The sequence below is a fragment of the Salinibacillus kushneri genome, assembly GCF_900111405.1.
GTDB classification, from domain to species: domain Bacteria; phylum Bacillota; class Bacilli; order Bacillales; family Alkalibacillaceae; genus Salinibacillus; species Salinibacillus kushneri.
In genome coordinates, this window is record NZ_FOHJ01000002.1 from 251,631 (window position 1) to 276,868 (window position 25,238).

The window sequence follows — 25,238 nt, forward strand, 5'->3', positions numbered from 1 at the left end:
CGCTTTTCTTATTATTCTTTATAAGGTTCTATGTGTATATGTGTATGTTGGATACCGAATATTTCGGTTAGGTAATTTTCTACATTATCTGTGATTTGATGACTTTCTTTTACTGTTAGATTTGGATTGACTAATATCGTTGCATCGACAAGGATTTGATTTCCGTGTAATCTTGCTTTTATATCTTTTACTTCTTTAACTCCGTCTACCCTTTCCATTCCCTTTTTTATCTGTTTAATCTCTTTACTGTCAAAGCCATCCGTTAGTGTGAGCGATGCATCTTTAAAGATATCAAAAGCAGTTTTACAAATAATAAACCCTACTATAATTCCTGCAACAAGGTCCAGCCAAGGTAATCCGAAATGACTTCCAATGATACCTCCAAAGGCACCTATACTAACAAGCGCGTCAGATAGGTTGTCCTGAGATTGAGCGTATAAAGAGCTGCTTTTAATTTTTTTGGCTAAAAATAAATTGTATCGATAAACACCAAACATAACAATCGCACTAAAGATAGCTGTGTAACCGGCAAGCATATTCGGGGCTTCTAAGTTGTTTTGGGCAAGCTTTGTAAATGCGTTAATCACTACTTCAATTCCAACTGTAATCATAATAAATGCAGCAACTAAAGAGGCAATGGATTCTGCTCGAAAATGCCCGTAGTGATGATCCTGATCTGGGGGTTTACGAGAAATTTTTAGGCCGATTAAGACAGCTATCGATGCCACTACATCTGTTGCATTATTTAAACCATCAGCTCTTAAAGCCTGGGAACCTGCGATGAAAGAAATGATGAGTTTAAGACTGGCTAAAAATAAATAAGCTCCAATACTTAGCCAAGCACCTTTCTCTCCCCGTTTTAAATCATAGTATTCCTGCATGGACGTTTCCTCCGATAAGGGTGCATTTCGTAATATATAGCGTAACAAACCATGTTATTCAGGTCTAGAGTGAAATGGGGTTTTAATCATTCTTCCATAATATTTTGTTCGAATGGCTTGGGGATAAACCTTGGATTTTCGATGTATTGGTTTCATGTAACATTTTTCCTGACAACATCATTAATTTTTTAAGGTTTATGACATCCGTTTAAAAGGGAAAAGAACTTTTAACATACTTTAATGAATAAACCAATCGTTATATTCTTTATCATGATTATACTTGTTATGAAAATGAGATTTTGGGAATAAAAATTCATTTGAGATTATTGCAAAAATTCTGATTTTCTTAGATAATAGTAAAAAGGGAACAAGGGGGGATGTTCCGTGAAAAAACAGAAGCAATCGTACATTTTAGTAAAGTATGAAAGCTGTTCGCCTCAACCGTTTAAAGCTAAAAAAGAAATTTCCTATGAAATTAAATTAGCTTCAAGATTATTTTTAGATGAAATGATGTTTAGTCACAATAAAGCAAGAATTGAAAAACAAATTAATTCAGCCATTGATACAGACAATCGCGCAGAATTTCATAAGTTAAGTAAGACGTATCAACCTTATATAAAAGAATAAAAGCTGTTCAGGAATTGCGATTGTTATCATCCTTTGTCATTTTAAATGACAAAGGATTTTTTTTAGAGGGATATGTCAAATGTTGGCGAATTAGATAGTAAGAGTAATCGGGATGGAGGGTCAAAATGAAAGCGAATACTTTTAATCAAACCTACTTTCAACGGAAACAAAATCGTATTTTGTTACAGGTACTAACATTCGGGGTTATACTGGGCCTTGGGGCTGAAATTGCAGTGGGTGCCCCATTGGTAAATATGATTGGGATTGGTGGTATTGGTGGACTAATCGTTGCGCTTATTGTACCTATGCATATCAAGGACTTTATGACTCATATGATTCCTTATTTAGCCATTACAGGAATTACGATCGTTTCACTTGTCATCATTCATAGCTCAGATTACGTGACGAATATGTTATTTGTTTTCTTTTTACTGGCTGTTGCTACGATTTCATTATCACTTAGAGTTCTAACTACTGGCGCCATACTGGGACTTGGCATTTTGGTATATTTTATTGTGATGAAGGGCGAGATTATTGGATTTTCCAGCCGCGCTATTGTTATGACTTTAGTATTTTATATATTAGTTTTTTCTTTATTATATATACAAGTAAAAATTGCAAAGGAATTGCTGAAGGGAGTTCAGGAATCTTTGGATCAATCCAATCAATTATTAGCTGATCGTAAACAGCAAAATAACCAGATTCAAAAAACAGCTCAGACTGTACATCAATCGATTCAGCATATTAATGAAAGCAGTTATGAACAATCACAGGCTATGCGCGAAATGGACCAGTCCTTCAAGGAAATTGGAGGCGCATCCGAATCTCAAGTTGAGTCAATTTCAACTATCACTTCGTTAACTAGAGAATCTAATGATAAAATTTCGCAAATGATGAAGTCATTCGAGGACTTAGGTCAGGCTGGTCAGGAAGTATGGTCTTCCTCAAATACAGGTGAAAAATCATTAAGAGAGCTTGCCAATACGATGGAAGGTTTTCAACAATCCTTTCAGAACATGCAGGAAAATATGGACGTTTTGACTGGAAAAATTAAAGAAGCTACAGGTTTTACAAATCAAATACAGGATATAGCTGAACAAACAAATCTATTAGCGCTTAATGCAAGTATTGAAGCAGCACGGGCAGGAGATTCCGGAAATGGATTTGCGGTTGTAGCCGATGAGATTCGAAAGCTTGCCGAGGTCTCAAATTCGACAGCCAGACAAATTGATGAAACCTTAAAAGTTATTGAAGAGGATGCAAATGAAACCAATCATCATGTAAAGATTAATGATGAAACATTAATGGAGAGTTTGTCTATAACACGGGAGGTCACCCATTCTTTAAATGAAATAGGTAAAAACATTAATATTTTTATTAATCAATTACGTGAATTTGGACAAGAGGCGAAAATTATTCAAGATTCTTCAGATGGTATTGATCAATCCGTTAATGAACTTGCATCCCTAATGGAAGAATCAACGGCAACGATGGAACAAATGCAAACAACAGTGCAGGAGCATCTGAAAAGACAGGAGAAATTACTGCAAGCAGTTGAACAAACAAGTCAGGCTATGTCTGCTTTGGAAGACCACCAAAACGATTAAACTAGAAAATCAGCGCTATCTTAAACCCTATTTTACATGTTATATTTATAATAGTAATACAACATGATTAGAGGGGAATATGATGAAAATAAAGCCTATATTAGCTGTTCTTATGATGGTTATTATGGTACTTACTGCTTGTCAGAGTAAACAGGCTAGTCAAGGTGATGAGAATGATAAAGCCTCAAATTCTGAGCAGGTAAAGGATAAAAAAAATGAGCAGAAAGCAGATAATCAAGAAGGAAATAAAGAAGAGGAAAATATAGCAGAGTCAGAGAAAGAGAACGATTCTAAAAATGAGAATAAAGAAAGTGCTAAAGAAGAATCAACTGCAAAGAAAGATGAAGAACCAGATCAAAATGGGATTGTAACGATATCAGATCCTACAGCAATTGATTTAGTTGTTAATAAACAACGAAAATTGCCTGATGGATTTGAACCACCAAATCTTGTCGAACCGAACGTGCCTTTTTCCTTTGATAAATGGAGAGAAAAGAGACAAATAAGAGAAGTGGCTGCAGGCCCTTTAGAGGAACTATTTAAAGGTGCAGAAAAGGCAGGAGTTGATTTAGTGGCTGTTTCAGGGTATCGCTCCTATCAAAGACAGGAAACGATTTATAATTACAATGTGGAGACAAAGGGGCTGGAGCATGCAAATAAATACTCCGCAAAACCAGGACATAGTGAACATCAAACGGGTCTAACGATGGATGTTTCTTCTGCTGGTGTTTCCTTTAACTTAGTAGAAGATTTTCGTGATACACCTGAAGGAGATTGGCTTGCGGATCATGCTCACGAATATGGGTTTATCATTCGTTATCCGAAAGGCGACGCTGATATTACAGGATACAGTTACGAGCCTTGGCATATTCGTTATGTAGGTAAGGAAATGGCCAAGGAAATTCATGAGCAGCAAACAACCCTGGAAGAATTCTTTGGATTATACACTGAAGAAAAAGAGAAAACAAACCAGTAATGGATTTTCCTAAACCCAAATCCCTGAGGATTTGGGTTTTCTTCGTGCATGAAGTCAAGAAAACGTATATCATTTTTTAAAATGTTTGTAAATAATCAAATTTTTAAACGATTATATGAAATTTTTTGCTATGCTTAAGGAAAGTGATGGGGGTGTTCTAATATGAAGAAGAAGGCTATTAAAAGCTGGATGCTTTATGACTGGGCTAATTCTGCCTTTGCTACAACCATGATGGCCGCTGTATTACCGGTATTTTATTCTGACTATTACGCCTCAAATTTAACAGACCAGATGGCGACGAGCTACTGGGGTTATACCCAATCTATTGCTGTTTTTATAGTTGCTGTACTCTCACCTGTTTTAGGAGCTATTAGTGACTATTCACAAGCAAAAAAGAAATTTTTACGCTTCTTTGCGTATATGGGGATTATCGCAAGCATTCTTTTTGCATTTGTGGGTGAAGGGCAATATTTATTTGCATCGATTTTAATGGTGATTGGATCGGTAGGTTTTTCCGGAGGGAATGTATTTTATGACGCTTTTTTACCTGAAATTGCTGATAAAGGGGAAATGGATAAAGTATCTACGTCAGGCTTTGCTTTTGGTTACATAGGTGGAGGCGTACTTCTTTTCATTAATATTTTGATGATTTTACAGTACGAAATGTTTGGCTTTCCAAATGTCGCAACAGCAACCAAAACCGCTTTAGCATCTGTGGGAATCTGGTGGTTCCTCTTTTCACTTCCGCTTTTTAAAAATGTAAAGGAGGAGAAGCGGTCTAAACAAAAAAAAGACCAATCCTACCTTGTTATCGGGTTTCAACGTGTAGGGACTACGTTTCGTTCATTACGAAATTTTAAGCAATTATTTCTCTTCTTAATTGCTTTTTGGTTATTTAATGATGGTATATCCACAATTATTCGAATGGCAACCGTTTATGGACGGGAAATAGGCATTGCTTCCAATGATTTAATTGTTGCTTTATTAATTACCCAGTTTGTGGGCATCCCCTGTACCTTTTTATTTGGCTGGTTAGCTGGAAAAATTCATCCCAAAAAAGCGTTAACTTTAGCCTTGCTTGTATATGTAGCTATTGTCATATTAGGATACTTCATGTCTTCGGCTCTGCACTTTTATTTGCTTGCTGTTTGTGTAGGATTTGTTCAAGGGGGCTCACAGGCCCTTAGTCGCTCTATATTTGGCCGAATGGTTCCCCGTCAAAAGGAAGCCGAGTTTTATGGATTTTATGGGATTTCTTCCAAATTTGCTGCTATTGTTGGGCCCTTCGTATTTGGCTTGGTTGGACAGATAACTGGATCAAGTCGTCTTGGTATTCTAGCTTTATTAACCTTCTTTATTGTAGGGATTATACTATTGCAAATGGTAAATATCGAAAAAGGGGAACAGGAAGCCCTGGAAGCATCAAAATAATAGGAAAGAGTCTGGGACGTAACAAGGACGATTAACTGCAAAGAAAAACAATGAACGACTTTAACTAAGGATATTTACAGAGCAAATTTATGCAACATCATCGTTTGTTTTCGTTCAAGTTGTTCTTTGATAAAAAACTTTTCCCAGCCTCTTTCTTATTACACAATCGGACTACTGTATCGATTTTCAAGGTTTTCGGCTAACGGCTTTCCCGTATCATACGAAATATTATCAATAAGATCTGTTATTATCTGCTCATTGTGAGAATTTGGATCCTCCCAGTACTTTATAATGGCATATAAGGTTTCCAGGCTTTCTTTTTTTCCTTGGTTATATAAGTCAATAAAGCTTTCATGATGTGGTTCATTTGTAGCAGGATGATGCCAGGTTGAATGGTTTTCATTGAGATAATCTTTGTCATTTTTTATAGGCTGATGTGAAAAAGGAGAAATCATCGAACCCAGGAGGTGGTTTTTCCAGCTATATGGATCAAATAAAATTTTGAGTGCCCGTTTCATATCCCGATAAGAAAGCTGAACAAAATCCTCGGGAAGCTTTTGCGCATGCTCATGGAAGTGATGAAGTATTGTAGTACTTAAAAGCTCACTAATTTCATGATCAAGTGTTGAACCAACATCTATTTCTTTATATACCGGGACCTTCCATGTATCAAGATTACGAAACTTCTTCATCATTAAGGTATCGATAAGCACTTCAAGCTCCTGATGCTTATTCTTTTGGTATCCTGCCCGGTAGTGTATATAGGGGTGTGCATTTCTGTCTAATATATGGTGTGTTACAAATCCTAAAATATAAGCTTTAGTTGGTTTTGATTTCACTATACCTGACTGAATCATATCCATTAAAAAGGGACCACATTTTTCAGTATGAAGTCGTTTCCCAATGTCATTTATGTGCTCATCCTGTTTCCAGGGCCAAAAATTGTGATAGAAAAATGGATCTGGACCTTGGGCACCTAAGTTTAAAAACCCTTGTGCGTCCTGAAGGTGGACTGGGTCATTTAATGAAACCATTACATCCTCACAAAACATAATGTGGGTCCATATATTTGGCATGTACGACCCGCCTTTCTATCTAGTTTCCAGCGTTTTGTTTAAAAGAGAAAAGCAAACCTTTTTACGGAGTTTTTCTTTTTATATGTATATTATAAAGGACGTAAGGCAAAAAAGAAGAGGTTTATCTAACATTTTTATGTCTACAAGTAGGCAATTTTCAAAACATTTGGTAAGGTAAAAGAGTAAGTAGTCTATAAAGGGGTATAAGGAGGAAAAGAAGATGGACTATCGCATTGAAAAAGACACTATAGGTGAAATGAAAGTCCCTGCGGACAAATATTGGGGAGCTCAAACCCAAAGAAGTAAACAGAACTTTCCTATTGGCGGTGAAAAGATGCCACGGGAAATTGTAAGTGCTTTCGCGATTTTAAAAAAGAGTGCAGCTAAAGCAAATGAAGAGCTTGGTTTATTGGAAAAAGAAAAGGCTGACGCCATTACATATGCGGCAAATCAGGTTATTGAGGGTAAATTGGATGAACATTTTCCATTAGTTGTTTGGCAAACAGGTAGTGGTACTCAGTCAAATATGAATACAAATGAAGTGATTGCTTATGTAGGCAATCAATGGCTCGAAGAACAGGGCAGTGAGGTACGGCTTCATCCAAATGATGATGTCAATAAATCACAAAGCTCCAACGACACCTTTCCAACGGCTATGCACATAGCTACTGTATTGAAATTGGAGGATTTAGTACTACCAGCATTAGAGAAGCTGAAAGTAACGCTTGAAGAAAAATCCAGGAAATATGAAGACCTTGTTAAAATTGGACGTACCCACTTGCAGGATGCTACTCCTTTGACGCTTGGCCAGGAAATTAGTGGTTGGTATCGTATGCTCGAAAAAACAGAGAGTATGATTAAGAATAGCTTAACACATGTTTATGAGCTGGCCATTGGAGGTACAGCGGTTGGAACCGGTTTAAATGCTCATCCTGACTTTTCTGAAAAAGTATGTAAGTTTATCAATCAATATACGAATAAAACGTTTATTTCTGCACCAAACAAATTTCATGCCTTAACAAGTCATGATGAATTAGTTTATGCACATGGAGCATTAAAGGCCTTAGCGGCTGATCTTATGAAAATAGCCAATGATGTTCGCTGGTTAGCCAGTGGTCCTCGTTGTGGTATTGGTGAAATTACAATACCAGCGAATGAACCAGGAAGCTCTATTATGCCAGGAAAAGTCAACCCAACTCAGAGTGAAGCTGTAACCATGGTCGCAACTCAGGTGATGGGGAATGATGCTGCGATTGGGATGGCAGCCAGTCAAGGAAATTTCGAATTAAACGTCTTCAAGCCTGTTATTGCATATAATTTCCTGCAATCCAGTCAATTATTAGCTGACAGTATGGTTTCCTTTAATGACCGTTGTGTAGTAGGTTTAGAGCCAAATGAGGAAAAAATCAAAGAATACGTAAACGACTCTCTCATGCTTGTTACAGCATTAAATCCACATATTGGTTATGAAAATGCTGCTAAAATTGCTAAAAACGCCTTTGAGAAAAACTTAACCCTCAAAGAATCTGCGCTGGAATTAGAACAGCTAACCGAAGAACAATTTGATGAATATGTAGATCCCAAAAAAATGACAAAACCTAATGCTTAGAAGAAAAGCGAAGGCGACTGGTTAGTTACTATAGCATAAGCAGAATACACGTAGTGGTGGGCCTTTTACCACGTAGTGGATTCTGCCTATGTCTGCTTGAATCTAAGAGCCACAGCTAGCCAAAAGAACAGAAGGTCCTTCCTAAGCTACGAGATCTGGAAATCAACCGTCAATAAGTAAAAAATTTACCAATCAAAATTACTCATATGTTTACTACCTCCTGTCCACAATAATTAACACAGGAGGTGATAAACAATGGCAAACAACAACAGCAACAACAGCAACCAATTAGTTGTACCTGGAGCTGATCAGGCAATTAACCAAATGAAAACAGAGATTGCTCAAGAATTTGGTGTTAATCTTGGTGCTGATACTACCTCTCGCGCAAACGGTTCTGTTGGTGGTGAAATCACTAAGCGTCTTGTAACTTTTGCTCAACAACAAATGGGTGGCCAATCTGGACAACAATAAATAAAGTTGGAATAAAGAGGAGGGATCTCTTGATCTCTCCTCCTTACATAAAAATTAAAGATTGCAACAACCAACTTTTGGCCTCTGACGTAATTAAAAAAATGGGGTGAGGCATCATGTATGTTTGTCCAGTGTGTAACGGTCTCACAAAATTGGAAAAAACCTGTGAGGTATGTCAAGGACCGATGATGGATCGAGGTCGAGTGGTTGATTATTATGATGATTACAGTCCTTATTGGGAAGAAGAAGATGCCAAAATGGTTGATGGTGTTTTAGATTCAAAGGAAAAACATTTGTGTGTTCATGTTTACCATTGTTTATCATGTGATTCGGAAGTGGAATTATCGGTAAAAGAGGTCAGAAGTTAGAGGTCGGAACTTAATTTAAACAAGTTCCGGCCTCTTTTTTGTGGTACAGAAAATAAAATTGGAGCTCTGTGAATGGCCACATCAAGCTCCAAAGCAAAGTGAGTACTCTTCCCAATTTTGTTTTCTATACGAATGATTATTCATTATCAGCCGGTCTAGTATCAGGAAAATCATGATCATTTTCCGGTAATTTTCTGGCCTGTTCAATTTGTATTCGGTTTTGCGTTTGATTTACATCACCGCCTGCCATTCCTTCATTAATCATCCGATTAACGTCTACATCATATTTTGCACGGCTATCCTTAAACTTCCCTTTTCGAGATGGACCGGGCATGATCATTCTCCTTTCTTTGTACTAAATGGAATTTTACCTCTGGTTTTAATCTTTGTATTCCGCGGGAACGATATAACAGGTACTTTTATACATTACACTTCGATGAATATGAATGCTTCTTATGTATGATGTTTATACATGATAAAGAAGTGTATTATACTTATAGCAGGATTTAAAAAGTAGGAGAGAGATTGATACATGGATATATTTTTTACCTTTTTATTTATGATTATTATTGGTGCTGCAATTGGAGGAATGACCAATTCTTTAGCCATAAAAATGCTATTTAGGCCATATGCGCCTAAATATATCGGCAATATTAAGATACCTTTTACGCCTGGTCTAATTCCGAAGCGACAATCAGAATTAGCTCGACAAATGGGCAACACAGTCGTAAAACATCTTTTAACTCCTGAGGGGATGAAAAAGAAATTCCAAAATCAGTATTTTTACAATCAAGTTGTTACCTGGCTTAAAAAGGAAGTAGAACGGTTTGCGAAACGAAATATGACCGTACAGGATCTTCTTATTCAGCTCAATATCCATCTTTCAGAAAAAGAATTAAAAAAAATTTCAGCTGCATTTATTGAAAAGCAAATAAACCAGTGGCTTCTGACAAATAAGCGTCATACGTTACGATCTTTACTCCCAAGTGAGGTTGCGGAAAAAAGTCAAGAATATATTCCTGAATTCACTTCGTACATATTAGGAAAAGCAGATCAGTATGTCAGAAGTGAAGCAGGTAAGCAAAAGATTGGAAGTTTGGCGGAAGGGTATCTAGGAGGCTCTGGATTTTTTGGAAATATGATTTCGTCTTTTCTGGGAGGAGATGGTTTAGCAGACCGAATTCAACCTGCTATTTCTCAATATTTACAATCAGACGATGCCAGATTTATGGTAAAGGGGTTAATAGAACAAGAATGGGAAAAACTACAGGATAGAGAAATTCACGAAATAGAATCAATGCTTTTATCTAATCGAATTAAGACTCGTGTCGCTAGTAAGATTGCAAACATCATTCCGTACCATCATTTATTACAGACACCTGTGAAAACTTTGTTTATACAATATCAATCTGTAATTAATGACCAGCTGATTCCACATTTTGTAACGATGTTGCAGGCTTATTTGGTGAAAAATATACAATTACTTATGAACAGGTTAAATCTTGAGGAACTAGTAAAAGATCAAGTTGAAAACTTTGAAGTTCAAAGGCTCGAGACCATGGTACTGGGGATTTCCCGGCGTGAATTAAAAATGATTACTTATTTAGGAGCCTTATTAGGTGGGTTCATTGGCCTTATCCAAGCTATTATTGTACTCATTCTTACCTAGTCCATCCTATACATGGAAGTAAATGTCTGGTAAGGTTAAACAGTATAAATATTTAGGAGGTTAATCATGTCGAATTTGTATGATGTAGCTTATGATTTAGAAAAAGCGTTAAGGGCTAGTGATGAATATCAAGGACTTAAAGAAGCCTATGAAGCTGTGATGAGTGATGAATCTTCGAAAAGAATGTTCGAAGATTTTAGAAATACACAAATGGAACTCCAGCAGAAACAAATGCAGGGTGAGGATATATCTGATGAGGAAGTAGAAAAAGCAAGAAAAACCGTTGAACTTGTTCAACAGGATTCCAAAATTTCTTCACTAATGGAAAAAGAACAGCATCTAAACAATGTCATTAATGATATCAGTCAAATCATTACGAAACCATTGGAAGAACTATATGGTCAAAATGATCAACAATAATATAACAGGTTCTCATGGCAGTCTTTAACGGCTGCCATGAGTTTTTTATGGTATAGTAAATGAATGGACACATCAAGCCCCACCGACCACTAGCGGAGGAGTTTTAACGATGAAATAAAACGAGATGACCATTTGGTGAAACACATCGGTGTGTGTGCTCTTCATAACCTTTCTCTTCTAATAATTGCTGACCAATCTTTTTGGCCTCCTGGTCATTCTTTGCTTCTAATGTATCATCCAACAAATTGGTTCCGTCCTTGTCATAAACCGTTAAATAATATGTTCCCATTGTTTATCCCTCCTCATCATCTGTCTAAATCATGAATGACTATTCAGTAATACATATTCTTAAAAAAATGTAAAAATCCTTCTCACATTGGAAATTACATTGTAAATACGTGAAACTTTCCCTATAATGTTGTCGTAATCTATAGTAGTGGAATGGAAGGAGAGAAGAAAGTCATGACGTTAGTGTTAAAGGGAGTAACCAAAAAATTTGGTTCTTTTACGGCGGTGGATCAGTTATCGCTTGAAATACCAGAGAGTCAAATTTTTGGTTTTTTAGGTGCGAATGGTGCGGGGAAAACCACTACTTTTCGTATGATTTTAGGATTATTACAGCAAACAGACGGTTCGATTAAATGGGATGAGGAGCCAATTCATTATAATAAAAGTCATCTAATTGGATATTTACCTGAAGAAAGAGGCTTATATCCAAAACAGAAGGTGGAAAATCAGCTGGTCTATTTAGGTCGCCTCCGTGGTATGGATAAATCAGAGGCACTGGAACAGCTAGATTACTGGCTTGAACGTTTCAAAGTCCCTGAATACAAAGGAAAAAAGGTCGAAGAATTGTCTAAAGGTAATCAACAAAAAATCCAATTTATAAGTGCTGTCATTCATAAGCCCAAGCTGCTTATATTGGATGAACCTTTCTCAGGACTTGATCCAGTTAATGTTGAGATGTTAAAAAAGGCTGTTTTTGATTTAAAAGAACAAGGTACATCTATTGTTTTTTCGTCCCACCGAATGGAACATGTAGAAGAGCTATGTGAACATCTTTGTATTATGCATAAGGGCAGTCCAGTAGTTCATGGGGGCTTACGTCAAATTAAACGGGATTTTGGTAAGAAAAACGTTCGGGTTCGGGCGGATTTTGATGTTTCCTTCATTCAGGATATTTCAGGTGTATTACGGTACCGGTCTTTACCAGAAGGCTGTGAGGTTCAGGTAGAAAATGAAGGTATTTCTCAATATATATTTGAAGCCATCCAGGATAAAGGATTCGTACGAACATTTGACATAGAGGAGCCTTCTTTAAATGATATTTTTATCGAGAAAGTAGGTGCATCCTATGAGTAAGTTTTGGACGATTCTAGGTTTTACTTATACGAGCCATTTAAAAAGCAAGTCCTTTATCATTACAACTTTAATTACACTAGTGCTTATTTTTGGATTGGCTAATTTCCAAAATATCTTGGATTGGTTTGATGATGGAGAAGGCGCAAATCATACAGAGACAATAGCGGTGATTGATGATACAGATCAGACCTACAGCAAGCTTGAAACATCGCTGACAAATATGGATGAAAATATTGAAGTAACCGAATTTGCGGGGACTGAAGAAGAAGCAAAAGAGGCCGTGAAAGACGATGAGTTTTTAGGGTATGCCCAGTTAACTCTTAATGATCAGGGGCTGCCTGCTGCTCATTTTTATGCAATGAGTATAGCTGAAACAAACCATGTTGTTGATGTATTGCAGCAAAGTTTAAGTCAGGTTAAAACCGAAATGATTACACAACAGGCAGGAATTGATCAGGCAACGGTTCAGCAAATTTTTGCTCCTGTATCGATTGAAACGGAATCCTTACAAGCGGAAGCGAGATCAACAGAAGAATTAAACCAGGCAAGAGGTCTTGTTTATTTTATGATTTTTCTTATCTACTTTGCTGTTCTGATGTATGGAAATATGATTGCCAGTGAAGTGGCAGTGGAAAAGTCCTCAAGAGTGATGGAAATTATTGTTTCAAGCGTATCACCTATAACTCAAATGTTTGCCAAAATTGCAGGAATCGCCCTCTTAGGATTGACACAGTTTGGCTTAATTATTTTAATTGGGTACGCGTCTTTGAAGACGAACCAAAGTGAACTGGTAGGGGGCATTTTTGAATATCTTGGATTAGGGGAAACTCCAGTTAGTACGATTGTATATGCAGTTGTTTTCTTCCTTTTAGGATACCTGCTCTACGCAATGCTTGCTGCAATGCTAGGTTCCCTTGTTAGTCGAACAGAAGAGGTCAATCAAATGATAACACCTATGACGCTTCTAATCATTGCTGCCTTTATGATAGCAATGTATGGTTTAAATGATCCGACTGCATCGTTTGTAACGATTACTTCTTATATTCCATTCTTTACGCCGATTATTATGTTTGTTCGCGTAGGTATGCTAAATACTCCATTTTGGGAAATTGCTTTATCGATGGGAATATTAATCCTTACAATATTTATATTGGCTAATATTGCCGCGAAAGTATATAAAGGTGGCGTCTTGATGTATGGGGCATCAACTTCCATAAAAGATATTCGAAAAGCTTTGCAATTATCGAAGAAAGAATAATACTAATAAGAGTTCCTTAGGTAGCATAAGGAGCTCTTTTTTTCTTTTAAAGATTTTCGTTCATTCCATATGATTTTCTGCTAAAATGTACGTAATTGGCAAAATAGAGAGAATCCAGGAGGAGCAATCATGACTTCGATTTTAAATAAAGCTGTTACATTTGCGATGATATTACACCTTTTATGGTTTACGTTATTCTTCACTTATATTTTTGGGTTTATCGGTTTGGAAAGTGCGTTTTTACATCCCGCAGTCTGGCTAATAAGCCCGGTATATGGATTAATCATATCCATCATAGCCCTCGTTAAAAAAACTGCATTGGAACCTGCGATTTTGTCGGTTATTTTTTCTTTTGGTACCTTTATTCTCTGGTCATTAATTTTAGGAATTAATGTTTAATATGCCTGTGTATTGCCTGGTTGCAATACATATTTTTTGTGTGCTGTGCGAACGTGCATTCGCCTGTGTTTTTTGGTAAAATATAGATTAACTTAGATGATTAGGAAGGAGTATCATTCGATGCGGAAACCCCTTCGTTTTTTACATACAGCGGATTTGCATTTGGACAGCCCATTTAAGGGAATGGCAAATGTTCCGAAACGATTGTTTCAACAGATGGTGAATAGTACGTTTCAGGCATTTGATCGGCTTATTGAAACCGCCATAACCTATCAGGTAGATTTTGTTCTTATGGTTGGAGATTTATTTGATGAGGAAGCAAGAAGTTTAAAAGCTCAGATGAAGGTAAGACAAGGATTAGAGAAATTACATCAGCACAATATTGACGTTTTTATTAGTTTTGGAAACCATGATCATCTGGGTGGCACGTTTTTTCATATGGATTATCCGGAAAATGTTCACTTTTTTCAAAGTGAACAAGTAACCTCCATTCCTTTTTATCAAGAAGGAATGCATGTCGCTAATATTTACGGATTTAGCTATGAAAATAGGGCGGTCTATGAGGAGAAGGTTAATGAATATGTAACCACCAATGAACCGATCTATCATATTGGGATACTGCACGGAAGCCTTTCTACGAACCAGGAGCATGATGTTTATGCTCCTTTTCGCTTAACAGATTTTCGTGATTCTCATATGGATTACTGGGCTTTAGGGCATATTCATAAACGAGAAGAGCTAATGACGTCCCCACCTGTAGTATATCCTGGAAATATTCAAGGAAGACACATTAATGAACCTGGTGAAAAGGGCGTCTATGTGATTGATGTAAAAGACAATTACTGTGAAAAATTGTTTGTTCCGACTCAGGCGTTTCGGTTTGAGTCTCTGGAACTGGACTTAACAGATTGTACGAGCATTGATGAGGTGGAAGTGCGGCTGCAACACCAAAAGGAAACGGTACGAAGCACAATCGGCAGTGCCCTCATCCGCTTCTCTATCAAAATTAACCAAACCTCCATTCCTCATATAGACAAGCAAGTTACTCAGGAACTTCAGGATCTTTTAAATGAAATGGAAGAGTTTGAACAGGATTGGATGTGGATTGAGAAAATCAAGGTAGAAAAGATGCAATCCTGGACTAAGGAGGAGCTTAAAAGAAGCAATCATTTTATAGGAGAGCTGGTACGTGTATTTGAGCATGACAGGTCCTGGATAGAATCATTAACAGAATTAACGGATCACCGTGAATTCCGAAAGCTGTTAGAGCCGCTGTCAGATGATGAACTATCCGAAATCAAGGATGAAGCAGAAGAGCTTTTATTAGAAGAATTAATGAAAGAGTGATGATGATGTGGGTTGAAAAAGTCCATATTTATGGTTTTGGAAAGTGGCATGATCAATGGTTTGATTTTAATGAACGTCTGACCGTTGTACAAGGCCCCAATGAATCAGGAAAAACGTCCTTAAAGCAATTTATCTTATATGTGCTGTTTGATTTACCATTATCGAGACGTAAAAGCTATATTCCAAAGCTGGGAAGTACATTTGGTGGTCGGCTGTTTATCAATACGAAGGAACACGGAACAGTCATTGTGGAACGAATGATGGATAAACGTAAAAACCAGGCTGTCTGCTTGTTAGAAGATGGAAGTCAGAAAAAGGAAGAGTTTCTAAAGACAAGTATTCTAAATGGAATGAACCGGCATACCTTTGAACAGATTTTTTCCTTTAATGATCAGGACTTGCAAAAATTGCAATTTGTCAAAAGTGAGGATTTAGGAAGAGTTTTATTTGGGATAGGATTATCAGGTTCAGACAAAATGACTGAGCTCGAAAAAGATTTAACCAAACATATGGAGCAGTTATTTAAAAAACGGGGAAAGAAGCCAATTATTAATGAACAGCTAAGAGAAATAAAAGATTTAAAAGGTAAAATGATGGAACGAGTTGAAAAAGAAGGCCGTTACAATGAATTACAAGAGGAAATCAAAAAACTTGAAAAGGAAAAGATGATTAAAGAAATAGAGCTGGAGGATAGAAGGAAAAAGCTTGAATGGGTCGATAAGCATTTGCGTGTGCAAGAGGCGATTCAGCAGTATCAACAACTTGATCAGAAATTGCAAAAGTATAAAGATATGGGTACTTTTCCACATATGGGCCTGGAACGGCATCGTCAATTAAAAGAATGGATACTTCCATTACAAAGTGACATCCATGCTTTAAAGAAGCGTATAGAATCAAAGGAGAAAACCATTGAAACAATGAATCATCAGTTGATACATGAGCATGCCTTTCAAGCTTTATCAGAGCTTGATGAGCTATGGAATGAGTATCAATATATAGAGAGGATAAGCAAGGAAAAACAATCAGCATTACAAGCCTCCAATCAGTCTCTTAAACATCAGCTTTCTCAATTGGGTAATCAGCCAGGAGAGATTACTTTATCAGATTACCCATTATCGGCTTTTACAGAAGATAAATGGGGGGGATTGGCCAGAGAATATGAACAGAATATGGAGAATGAGGATAAGCAAAAGCAGCAAGAGAAAAGATTGGAGGATGAACAAAAAAACCTGCAGGCTAAAGCAGATGACTATCACAGTCAATTATTACCGGATGATGAATATAAGAATTTAAAGAATCAGATTCATCAGCACCGGGAAGCTGAATGGAAGGAACAGTGGATAAGAGATCAGCAAAGCATGTACCAGAACGAACAAAAGGCATTACAAAAAACCATCAGAAGGTTTCAACGTGTTGGCTTTCTTTCCGTACTTGCGGGAATCTTATCGCTCTTGAGTGCCGGAATGATTGCTTATTTTACAGAAAACATCACGGGTTATATATGGGGTACGGTTTTACTTTTCCTGGGAATGATGAGCCGTCTCGGAATAGGGGTAAGTATAAAGTCACTTAAAAACCGCATAAGTACAATTCAGGGAAATGTACAAACCGATAAATATCAATCTTTATCTGATCATCAAATCCAGGAAATAGAAAAGCGAATACACCAACATGAACACATTTTAAACAAATGGCAGGAATGGAAGGCAAGACTTGAAGACAATAGAAAGGAACTGGACCGGTGTAAACAGGATCAGGAGCTTATTAACCAAAAGCTAATACGATTAAGAGAGCAAATTCAGGAAGAACGCGATAGATATCCATTTTTAGAATCTGTTGAAGTTCCTTATTGGCCGTCATTATATTTCAAAGTGACGAAACTTCAGGGGGAGGAAACGGAAAGAGAAAAACTAGAGGCTGATATAAGTGAGTTAGCGGAACAAAAGGAGAAATTACAAACCCGTGTTGAGACTATCGCAAACCAATGCAACTTAAAATTGACAAAACATGACCATATATGGCAGGAATTAGAGGAACTAAAGGAGAATGAATATAAAAAAAGGAACAAATTCGTCCGTTTAAAAGAAGAAATTCAACAGGCTCAAAATGAATTACAGGAACTAAATGATCAACTGGACCCATTTGTGAAAGAACAGAAACTGCTTTATGCGAAAGCTGGTGTAAATGACGAAGAAACGTTTATTGAAAAAGGGAAAAGGTTTGAAGAAAAGACGCAATTGCGTATAAAACAGGAAGAATGGTTTTATCATATAAGAATCGTTTTCCAATCGGAAGCAGATGGGATTGTTCGACAATCTTTCCATTGGTCTGAGATTAAACAGGAAAAACATACACACGAACAAAAAATAAAACCTTTAGAAGAAAACATTGAAGAACATAGACAAAGAGTCGCTGATTTGAACGCAGAGCTTAACCAATTAGAAGAAAATGAGCAACTTTCTTCCTTACGTCACCAATTTGCCTTTCAAAAAAATGAATTGCGAGAACAGGTTAAGCAATGGATGATTTATAAAACTGCAGATCACTTTTTGAAGAAAACCAAGCAAATTTACCAGAATGAATATTTGCCCCAGGTTATGGAACGGGCCACATTGTATTTTCAAAGACTTACAGAGGGTCAATACCTTCAAATTCTTCCACCTTCAGACGAAGAAACCTTTAGAGTGGAATCCGCTGAACATATACAATATGAGGTTTCCGAATTGTCATCTGGAACAACCGCTCAAGCTTATGTTTCTTTACGTTTAGCACTTAGTGAGGTAATGAACAACCAATATGGTGTTCCTTTTCTGATTGATGATGCATTTGTTCATTATGATCGTTCGAGAAAGGAAGAAATGTTAGCGATAATTAAAGAAATCAGTCATAGACAGCAGGTTATTTATTTTACATGGAATGAGAATGATTTTTACAATCAGGAAAAGATAGCAGTAAGTTTACAAACGCAAAAAATTTCACTGCTATAAGTTCGCACAACAAGTAGAATCATGGTAAAATGTTTTCAGAAAATCGGCTTGGCTGAAGGCTTGGAGGGTTTCGAGTTGGAAAAACATGAAACAAATAAAGAAGATTGGGAGAAACATGAAGAAACACTGGAAAAATTCATACAGGTAATTGCAAAAAATATGAGTTTATATGGAATAACTGCTTCAGTGGGTCGTTTATACGGCACTCTATATTTTTCTAATGAACCTATGACGCTGGATAATATGCGTGATGCTTTAAAAATGAGTAAAACTAGCATGTCTACAGGTGTAAGATCATTATCAGAAATGAAGATGGTTGAGCCTTCCTTTAAGAAGGGAATGCGAAAAGACTTATATAAATCGGAGGAGGATTGGTATAAATCCTTCACTTCTCTTTTCGGAAATCGTTGGCGACACCATACAGAGACTAATATTGAGGAAGCAGAGGAAACCATCCATGAATTAGAAAAATTAAAAGAGCAAACGGATGATGTAACACTGAAGCAAACAATAGAATATGACATTGAAAAGCTCGAATATGCCAAGAATTATTATTCCTGGTTGATGAAATTCATACGCGTTGTCGAATCTGGTGAAATCTTTAAATATGTACCAAAAGATTCGAATGAACAAGGTGAAAAATAAAGGAATTTTTACTATACACTCTGATGAAAAATGGGAGAGGGATTGAATTGTTAAAAGAAATTGGCTATGTCGAAGTTGGTCAGCCTTTTGAAGGATTTTTACTAATAAAATCAGCCACGAAAGGTGTAGCTAGTAATGGCAAGCCTTTTTTAACGTTGATCTTACAGGATAGCTCAGGAGAAATTGAAGCTAAGCTTTGGGAAGCTACAGATGAAGATGAAAAAACGTTCAAACAAGAGCAGATAGTGAAGGTTTCAGGTGACATAAGCCAGTTTCGCGGGAAGCCTCAGCTTAAAATCCAGCAGATTCGACCTTCGCAGCCCACTGACGGTGTAAGACTTCAGGATTTTCTGGCAAAAGCGCCTGTTGAGGTGAGTCAATTAGAAGAGCGCCTGACTGAGGCTATTTTTGAAATGGAAAATCCAAATATTCAAAGAATAGTAAGATATTTTATAAAAAAATATGAAAAGAATCTTTTTCTATTTCCAGCGGCTGTAAAGAATCACCATGAATATGTTTCAGGTCTTGCTCATCACATTTGTTCTATGTTGAACATTGCTAAAGGACTTAAAAAGCAATATGATGATATCAATATAGATTTATTATATGCAGGGATAATCCTTCATGATTTGGGAAAGATCACCGAATTGTCTGGCTCTGTGGCTCCTAACTATACAACAGAAGGAAAGCTCTTAGGTCATATTTCCATTATGGCTGAGGAAATTGGAAAAGCTGCAGAGGAATTAAGTATAGATGGGGAAGAAGTGCTGTTATTAAAGCATATGATTCTGAGCCATCATAGTAAGGGAGAATGGGGAAGTCCCAAGCCTCCCCTAATTAGAGAAGCAGAGATTCTTCATTTAATAGATTTAATTGATGCAAAGATGAATATGATGAACCGGACGCTGCGTAAAACAAAACCGGGTGAATTTACGGAACGAATTTTTGCGTTGGATAACCGTAGCTTTTATCGACCTCTCCTTGAAGGAAATGATTAGTTCTATTTTTTTGTGTAACTGCATAGGTTTGTACAAAAGATAGACTAGGGAGGGAGGAGGATCCTGACATGATGATTGGTCCATTTCCTTGGTGGATTGCTGTTTTAATTGGCCTTATCATTTTTAGCGGTTATATGTCTTTTAGGGCTATTCGTTCCGAAATGAAATTGGAGCATGAGTTTATTAAAAAAGAAGGTCAGGTATATATGGATCGAATCCAGGATGAAAGGAATCGCAGAAGGCAAACGAATCCTTCTGATGAAGAAAGGGAAAGAGAACAATCTATTAGTTGATAAAGCCTTGCGAAACCATTAAATTGGTTTTGCCAAGGCTCTTTTTTTATACAGAGCTTTAGTGAGGATTGGAATTTACATTAGATACTGAAAGAGTAAATATGAAAACTCGTATTCCGTTTATACGGAATACGAGTTTTAGGTTTGGTATGCTTCTTCTATTTATTCATTGTTCCCATTGTTTTCATTACTTCCACTGTCTCCGCTATTTCCGCTGTTTTCATTATTACCAGTACTACTATTGTTTTTAAACATGTCTTTATATTCATCAATTTTCACGTCAATATTTGCATCATCAATCAATTTTTGTACTTTTTCCTGAGCCTTTTGCTGATCACCTTGCACTTGTTCCATGGCTAAAGTACGGCGAATTTCTTCCTTCATATCTTCAAGGGGTTCAAGCTCTTTTTCTACATCGCGCTTATCTGTCACTTTAATCACGTGCCAGCCATTTGAAGATTGAACAGGTTCACTTAGCTCCCCTGGTTCAAGATTGAATGCTGCATCTTTAAAAGGAGCTACATAGTTGTCGGTAATCTTAATGAAACCGAGTGAGCCACCTTCAGAAGCGGAGCCTGGATCTTGTGAATTTTCTTTTGCAAGTTTAGCAAAGTCTGCACCTTCAGCTAATTGGTCAATCATTTCTTGAGCTTTTTTCTTTTCATTCACTAAGATATGACTTACTTCTACTTCGTATTGCATACGGTTATAACGTTTTTGAATAGCTTCGTCCGAAATTTCAATACCGTCTGTTAAAGCTTGTTCATAAAGCATGTTGAATTTTAGTTGCTCACGAAATGCTTTTTCATCTTTAAAGTTGTTTTGCTGTAGAAACATTTCAAACTGATCACCCATCTGATCTTTGTACTCTTTAATTTGTGAATCAATTTCTTCTTTAGGGGCATCGTATTTATCCTCAAGAACCTGGGTAACCACCATATTATTTAGTACATTTTCACCAGCAGTTGATTTTAATTCTTCATAAAATTCATCTTTTGTAATGTTTCCAGCTTCCGTCTCCACTACAACTTCTCCATTATCTTGAGAGCATGCTGCGAGGGCTAGTACAAAAATAGCCAAAATGGATCCAATGGCAAGTTTTTTCATGTTAACACTCCTAATCCTTGTTCATTTATAAATGGTCTCTCATCAATATAACATATTTTAAATGGAATACATAGTTAATTTCCCCTGTAGATTTTATCATTATAAGGGATTTTTTAATTCCGTTCGTTTGTTCTAACAAAAATATTTTATTGTATGGGGGATGCGCCTACTCACTTTTTCTAAAAATACATAAGTTAGTAGTGTAAATATTTAAGGAGGTGCTCGTATGGGTTACGGATATGGATACGGCGGAGGTTTTGCGCTAATCGTTGTATTGTTTATTCTCTTAATTATTGTAGGTGCAGCTTGGTATTAATACAAATTAAAAAAAGGGAAGCCCATTTTTGGCTTCCCTTTTATATGTTCTGATTACTAATTTAAAAACTTGTAAACCACCTTACTTTAGCTCGTCCTCCGCTTTTCGTTGTCCGGCTTCGGCTCCTAGGTCTGAGCGGACATAAGCCAAAGCCATTCCGTGGCGAAAAACATGTCCACTCCATGTCTTCGGTTTATACCGCCAGACCTAACCAGTCGCCTCCGCTTTTCGTTGTCCGGCTTCGGCTCCTAGGCCTGGGCGGACATAAGCCAAAGCCATTCCGTGGCGAAAAACATGTCCACTCCATGTCTTTGGCTTATACCGCCAGACCTGACCAGTCGCCTCCGCTTTTCTAACCTAAATATAGGACTTCTATATAGGAGGAAATGAGTAAGATGGTGATGGAAATGTTAATGGTTTTGAATACTTTTTGTGATTTATCTGTAGACATTTCTGTTTTTAAACATAATGAATGAGTTAGTGAATTGAAAATATATAATGTAAATATAGCAAATGGTACATAAAATAACAGCATATTTTTCCCTCCCTTATGCACCTATAAATCACTTTATCAAAAAATATGATAATTGAACAGATATAATGATAAGGAAATAGGAAAGCACCCTTCTCAAGGGTGCTTTTTTTGAATCAGTATATCATACCCATCTTTTGCGTCTTCTATTTTACATTTTTTTGGTGCTTTTAAAAACTGTTTAATATAAAAGAAGTCTTTAAAGGACATTCCAATATTTAGAGCAACAAATAAAAGAATATAAGGATAATAGTTGCCAAGAACAGCACCAGTAATTAATCCTGGAACGGTCAGAAAAAGTGTGGGTCCAAACCACATAAATATTGATGGCTTCTTAGATAAGGAGGACCGTGGTCTGACTCTTAATATTGGGATACATTTAAAGGCCAAATCCCAATTAATCTTTGTTCTCTTATAGCAGAGAATTAAGGGAATTACATGGGCCATTTGATGAACAGTTGGTAATGTCATTAAAATAATGAGCAAAGGAATGAACCCATGATCTTTAATAACGATATTCTGATGATAAATGGAATAAGGTAGAAATAGTAAAATGAATGTAAAGAAAGCTAGAAAACTAGACATTAAATACAATCTGCTCTGACCAAACTCTCTTGTAACATTAACGGTTTTCCAACAATTATTCATTGCAGGTCCCCCCTTACTACATGCTGTATTTATTTCTATAAGTTTGTTGTCCTCAAGGAATAATACTCGCTTTTAGTACGAAAATCAATACTTTTTATAAAAAAAGTAGAAGGATTTAACAAAGTTAATACAACAGTATGTAAGGAGGCTTAATCTAATCCAGAATATCCTATGTTTTGTAAGGGAAAAAGTGAATAGATTCAAGACATGGTCAATAACTATTTACCGGAAACATTAGGATCTGTTACAGTTTCTTTTACCACATTTTGAATAGAGCGATTAAAGATGTCCATATAATCATCCCCATAGATATCACGAATAACAGCAATCATGTCCTGAAATTCAGGGAACTTACCATAGAGTTCCTTCAATTTCAAGGAACCGTTTACAACTCTATTATTATCAACGTTATGGGACTCCAGGATTTCCTCCAGAAGTTCATTTCCCTTTTCTGTTAATTCCACATAAGTGTTTCGCTTATCGTTTTCTTTTTTGGAAAAGGTTAATAAGCCTCTTTCCTCTAAGTTCTTTGAAAAATTGAAGGCTGTTGATACATGCATAACGCCAAATTTAGAAATCTCTGATATACTTGATCCTTTTAAATGATAGGCAATTAATAAAATATGATGTTCATTTATATTTAAGCCAAAGGGTTTTACCCATTCCTGCCAGTCCTTTTCTATAGCCTTCCATAATGCTTTACTCAGCTGGGTCATTTTATGACTATAAATAATCGCTTCTTCTATGGAATAACGTTCGCTACTCATGCTATCACTCCCTCTAGTAATATCGCTTAATTTCTATTATGCCAGTAAAATGAAGATTAATAAAGTTTATTTTTCAAAATATTTTTGAATTCAAAAAAGCATCAAATGGTGTTTAAACCCTATTTGATGCTTCCTTTTCTTCACTTCCATATTTCCCGATTATTTAATTGTACAGCTCGGAATTCGTAGCTGCTAATGGGATTTTGATTAAACTGATTCGTTAAAATCAATCGGTAAAATTCCTGTAATTGATGATCTTTAATATAAAAATATTTATGTTCGTTATTTAAATTGATTGGTCCCTTTGAAATCGTAGAATGAGATGTTTCGATGTCCGCTCTCATTCGTTCTTGTAAATCTTCATCTATGTAGAGAATCATTTCTTTGCGAACAGGATTATACCATGCATAACCTTTATTATCACCGCTAGATGTATGGACTAAATCATAAATTTCTGTATCCGTATCGATTACAAAGCTTTCAGATTGGGCATTTTTCGTTGTATTCGGAGCCGTTTCATGATTGGTTATCCTACCTCCAGTGAAAAAACCTGTCATAAACAGAAGAGCAGCAATTGAGGCAACCATTATTCCTTTATACCACGTTTTGAAATACCGCTTTCGATTATGTTGAACATTAGCGGATAATTGTTTCCAGATATGTTTTTGCTGTGTTTCAGGTATGTCAACTTCTTCATTTAAAGTGTGGGTCCAGAAGTGATGCAGTTCTTTACATTGAGAACAGACGTTTAAATGATTTTGGACTTCTTCTGCTTTTTCCCGGGAAAGTTCATGCTCAATATAATCAATGATGGTTTCTTCAGTCAAATGGTTACGCATCACGGTGATCACCTCTTTGTAAATCCTGCGGTGCTAAATAATATTTTTTTAAATTTCGAAGGCCATAACGGATTAAGGATTTTACCGTGCCTAATGGGCGATTTAGTCTTTCTGCTGTTTCTCTGTGAGACAGGGATTCAATATAATTTAAATAAACAGCTTGTCGTTGAGCTGAAGGAAGGTGTTGAAGAGCCTCATTTAATTGTTTTTTATCAAACTTTGCCAGTGCAATATCTTCCGTATTTTTTTCGATTGCTTCGTCTTGATAGCTGAGCTGATCCTTAAGGATGATTTTATTTTTCTTACGGATATAATCGATGGCCCTGCTTTTAGCCCGAACGGCTAACCAGGACTTAACACTTCCTCGATTTGGACGATAGGTATGTGCTTTACGATAGTATTCAAGGAATAAATCGTGGCATAAATCAGCCGTATCCTCGTGATTTTTCAAGATGGCATAAACCACTTTATAAATAAACTGGAAATGCCGTTCATACAAAATTTTAAAAGCATCCCATGATCCCTTTTGTATACCATTCATGAGCTCCTCATCCGTCTTTTTTTTCTCCAACATGCTTTCACTTCCTAAACATCATAATGGTGTA

General features: G+C 36.6%; 28 protein-coding genes. 18 read left to right on the top strand and 10 right to left on the bottom strand.

What is annotated here, in order from left to right:
• Positions 1 to 11: 11 nt before the first annotated feature.
• Complete coding sequence (locus tag BMX63_RS03660; protein ID WP_093132079.1) at positions 12 to 881, bottom strand: cation diffusion facilitator family transporter; 870 nt, start codon at positions 879 to 881, stop codon at positions 12 to 14.
• Positions 882 to 1,265: 384 nt separating this feature from the next.
• On the opposite strand from BMX63_RS03660, the gene BMX63_RS03665 reads away from it, so the two are divergent.
• The 4 genes from BMX63_RS03665 (at position 1,266) to BMX63_RS03680 (ending at position 5,522) form a co-directional block, all read left to right on the top strand.
• Positions 1,266 to 1,508: an IDEAL domain-containing protein gene (locus BMX63_RS03665; protein WP_093132081.1), complete on the top strand. Its 243-nt coding sequence runs from the start codon at positions 1,266 to 1,268 to the stop codon at positions 1,506 to 1,508.
• A 125-nt stretch (positions 1,509 to 1,633) separates the two neighbouring features.
• Positions 1,634 to 3,115, top strand: a complete 1,482-nt coding sequence (locus BMX63_RS03670; RefSeq protein ID WP_093132083.1) for a methyl-accepting chemotaxis protein — start codon at positions 1,634 to 1,636, stop codon at positions 3,113 to 3,115.
• An 82-nt stretch (positions 3,116 to 3,197) separates the two neighbouring features.
• Positions 3,198 to 4,091, top strand: coding sequence for a M15 family metallopeptidase (locus tag BMX63_RS03675; RefSeq protein ID WP_245732706.1), 894 nt, complete (start codon positions 3,198 to 3,200; stop codon positions 4,089 to 4,091).
• 162 nt (positions 4,092 to 4,253) lie between these two features.
• The gene (locus BMX63_RS03680) at positions 4,254 to 5,522 is read left to right on the top strand and encodes an MFS transporter (RefSeq protein ID WP_093132087.1); all 1,269 of its coding nucleotides are present in this window, start codon (positions 4,254 to 4,256) and stop codon (positions 5,520 to 5,522) included.
• A 158-nt stretch (positions 5,523 to 5,680) separates the two neighbouring features.
• Here the strand turns inward: BMX63_RS03680 and BMX63_RS03685 are convergent, their stop codons facing one another.
• Positions 5,681 to 6,598: a zinc dependent phospholipase C family protein gene (locus tag BMX63_RS03685; RefSeq protein ID WP_093132089.1), complete on the bottom strand. Its 918-nt coding sequence runs from the start codon at positions 6,596 to 6,598 to the stop codon at positions 5,681 to 5,683.
• Between the two features lie 220 nt (positions 6,599 to 6,818).
• On the opposite strand from BMX63_RS03685, the gene fumC reads away from it, so the two are divergent.
• From fumC to BMX63_RS03700, 3 genes are all read left to right on the top strand, one after another.
• Positions 6,819 to 8,207, top strand: coding sequence for a class II fumarate hydratase (gene fumC / locus BMX63_RS03690; protein ID WP_093132092.1), 1,389 nt, complete (start codon positions 6,819 to 6,821; stop codon positions 8,205 to 8,207).
• Between the two features lie 255 nt (positions 8,208 to 8,462).
• Positions 8,463 to 8,678 (top strand): alpha/beta-type small acid-soluble spore protein, encoded by a 216-nt coding sequence (locus BMX63_RS03695; protein WP_093132095.1) that lies wholly within the window; start codon positions 8,463 to 8,465, stop codon positions 8,676 to 8,678.
• Positions 8,679 to 8,866: 188 nt separating this feature from the next.
• A complete protein-coding gene (locus BMX63_RS03700) occupies positions 8,867 to 9,046 on the top strand; it encodes a hypothetical protein (protein WP_220083813.1) in 180 nt (59 codons plus the stop codon).
• A 136-nt stretch (positions 9,047 to 9,182) separates the two neighbouring features.
• On the opposite strand, the gene BMX63_RS03705 is transcribed toward BMX63_RS03700, so the two are convergent.
• Positions 9,183 to 9,380, bottom strand: coding sequence for a hypothetical protein (locus BMX63_RS03705; RefSeq protein ID WP_093132100.1), 198 nt, complete (start codon positions 9,378 to 9,380; stop codon positions 9,183 to 9,185).
• A gap of 198 nt (positions 9,381 to 9,578) precedes the next feature.
• On the opposite strand from BMX63_RS03705, the gene BMX63_RS03710 reads away from it, so the two are divergent.
• Together BMX63_RS03710 and BMX63_RS03715 are read left to right on the top strand one after the other, a co-directional pair.
• On the top strand, positions 9,579 to 10,715 hold the full coding sequence (locus tag BMX63_RS03710) for a DUF445 domain-containing protein (RefSeq protein ID WP_093132102.1): 1,137 nt from the start codon (positions 9,579 to 9,581) through the stop codon (positions 10,713 to 10,715).
• A 66-nt stretch (positions 10,716 to 10,781) separates the two neighbouring features.
• Positions 10,782 to 11,135, top strand: a complete 354-nt coding sequence (locus tag BMX63_RS03715; RefSeq protein WP_093132104.1) for a YlbF/YmcA family competence regulator — start codon at positions 10,782 to 10,784, stop codon at positions 11,133 to 11,135.
• Between the two features lie 103 nt (positions 11,136 to 11,238).
• Here the strand turns inward: BMX63_RS03715 and BMX63_RS03720 are convergent, their stop codons facing one another.
• A complete protein-coding gene (locus BMX63_RS03720; RefSeq protein ID WP_093132106.1) occupies positions 11,239 to 11,424 on the bottom strand; it encodes a YhzD family protein in 186 nt (61 codons plus the stop codon).
• Positions 11,425 to 11,597: 173 nt separating this feature from the next.
• On the opposite strand from BMX63_RS03720, the gene BMX63_RS03725 reads away from it, so the two are divergent.
• The 8 genes from BMX63_RS03725 to BMX63_RS03760 all read left to right on the top strand — a co-directional run bounded on the left by BMX63_RS03725 (position 11,598) and on the right by BMX63_RS03760 (position 20,424).
• On the top strand, positions 11,598 to 12,497 hold the full coding sequence (locus BMX63_RS03725; RefSeq protein WP_093132108.1) for an ABC transporter ATP-binding protein: 900 nt from the start codon (positions 11,598 to 11,600) through the stop codon (positions 12,495 to 12,497).
• The gene (locus BMX63_RS03730; RefSeq protein ID WP_093132110.1) at positions 12,490 to 13,755 is read left to right on the top strand and encodes an ABC transporter permease; all 1,266 of its coding nucleotides are present in this window, start codon (positions 12,490 to 12,492) and stop codon (positions 13,753 to 13,755) included. The genes BMX63_RS03725 and BMX63_RS03730 overlap by 8 nt, the downstream gene beginning before the upstream one ends.
• A gap of 129 nt (positions 13,756 to 13,884) precedes the next feature.
• The gene (locus tag BMX63_RS03735; RefSeq protein ID WP_093132112.1) at positions 13,885 to 14,154 is read left to right on the top strand and encodes a hypothetical protein; all 270 of its coding nucleotides are present in this window, start codon (positions 13,885 to 13,887) and stop codon (positions 14,152 to 14,154) included.
• Positions 14,155 to 14,274: 120 nt separating this feature from the next.
• Positions 14,275 to 15,501 (top strand): metallophosphoesterase family protein, encoded by a 1,227-nt coding sequence (locus BMX63_RS03740; protein WP_177167166.1) that lies wholly within the window; start codon positions 14,275 to 14,277, stop codon positions 15,499 to 15,501.
• Between the two features lie 2 nt (positions 15,502 to 15,503).
• Positions 15,504 to 18,488, top strand: a complete 2,985-nt coding sequence (locus tag BMX63_RS03745) for an ATP-binding protein (RefSeq protein WP_177167167.1) — start codon at positions 15,504 to 15,506, stop codon at positions 18,486 to 18,488.
• A 75-nt stretch (positions 18,489 to 18,563) separates the two neighbouring features.
• Positions 18,564 to 19,133, top strand: coding sequence for a GbsR/MarR family transcriptional regulator (locus BMX63_RS03750; RefSeq protein WP_093132118.1), 570 nt, complete (start codon positions 18,564 to 18,566; stop codon positions 19,131 to 19,133).
• A gap of 23 nt (positions 19,134 to 19,156) precedes the next feature.
• Complete coding sequence (gene yhaM, locus BMX63_RS03755; RefSeq protein WP_093132120.1) at positions 19,157 to 20,131, top strand: 3'-5' exoribonuclease YhaM; 975 nt, start codon at positions 19,157 to 19,159, stop codon at positions 20,129 to 20,131.
• A gap of 68 nt (positions 20,132 to 20,199) precedes the next feature.
• Positions 20,200 to 20,424, top strand: a complete 225-nt coding sequence (locus tag BMX63_RS03760) for a sporulation YhaL family protein (RefSeq protein ID WP_245732707.1) — start codon at positions 20,200 to 20,202, stop codon at positions 20,422 to 20,424.
• Positions 20,425 to 20,586: 162 nt separating this feature from the next.
• Here BMX63_RS03760 and BMX63_RS03765 read toward each other — a convergent pair whose 3' ends face one another.
• Complete coding sequence (locus tag BMX63_RS03765) at positions 20,587 to 21,531, bottom strand: peptidylprolyl isomerase (protein WP_093132122.1); 945 nt, start codon at positions 21,529 to 21,531, stop codon at positions 20,587 to 20,589.
• 226 nt (positions 21,532 to 21,757) lie between these two features.
• Here BMX63_RS03765 and BMX63_RS03770 point away from each other — a divergent pair, with 226 nt between their 5' ends.
• Complete coding sequence (locus BMX63_RS03770; RefSeq protein WP_093132124.1) at positions 21,758 to 21,847, top strand: YjcZ family sporulation protein; 90 nt, start codon at positions 21,758 to 21,760, stop codon at positions 21,845 to 21,847.
• A 352-nt stretch (positions 21,848 to 22,199) separates the two neighbouring features.
• Here BMX63_RS03770 and BMX63_RS03775 read toward each other — a convergent pair whose 3' ends face one another.
• The 5 genes from BMX63_RS03775 to BMX63_RS03795 all read right to left on the bottom strand — a co-directional run bounded on the left by BMX63_RS03775 (position 22,200) and on the right by BMX63_RS03795 (position 25,207).
• Entirely contained in the window at positions 22,200 to 22,382 is a 183-nt protein-coding gene (locus tag BMX63_RS03775; RefSeq protein ID WP_093132126.1) for a hypothetical protein, read from the bottom strand.
• Positions 22,383 to 22,475: 93 nt separating this feature from the next.
• Positions 22,476 to 23,027, bottom strand: coding sequence for a DUF3267 domain-containing protein (locus BMX63_RS03780; protein ID WP_093132128.1), 552 nt, complete (start codon positions 23,025 to 23,027; stop codon positions 22,476 to 22,478).
• A 218-nt stretch (positions 23,028 to 23,245) separates the two neighbouring features.
• Positions 23,246 to 23,794: an HTH-type transcriptional regulator Hpr gene (locus tag BMX63_RS03785; protein WP_093132130.1), complete on the bottom strand. Its 549-nt coding sequence runs from the start codon at positions 23,792 to 23,794 to the stop codon at positions 23,246 to 23,248.
• Between the two features lie 140 nt (positions 23,795 to 23,934).
• The gene (locus BMX63_RS03790) at positions 23,935 to 24,633 is read right to left on the bottom strand and encodes an anti-sigma factor family protein (RefSeq protein ID WP_093132132.1); all 699 of its coding nucleotides are present in this window, start codon (positions 24,631 to 24,633) and stop codon (positions 23,935 to 23,937) included.
• Complete coding sequence (locus tag BMX63_RS03795; RefSeq protein ID WP_093132134.1) at positions 24,626 to 25,207, bottom strand: RNA polymerase sigma factor; 582 nt, start codon at positions 25,205 to 25,207, stop codon at positions 24,626 to 24,628. Before BMX63_RS03795 ends, BMX63_RS03790 begins: the two co-directional genes overlap by 8 nt.
• Positions 25,208 to 25,238 lie beyond the last annotated feature (31 nt).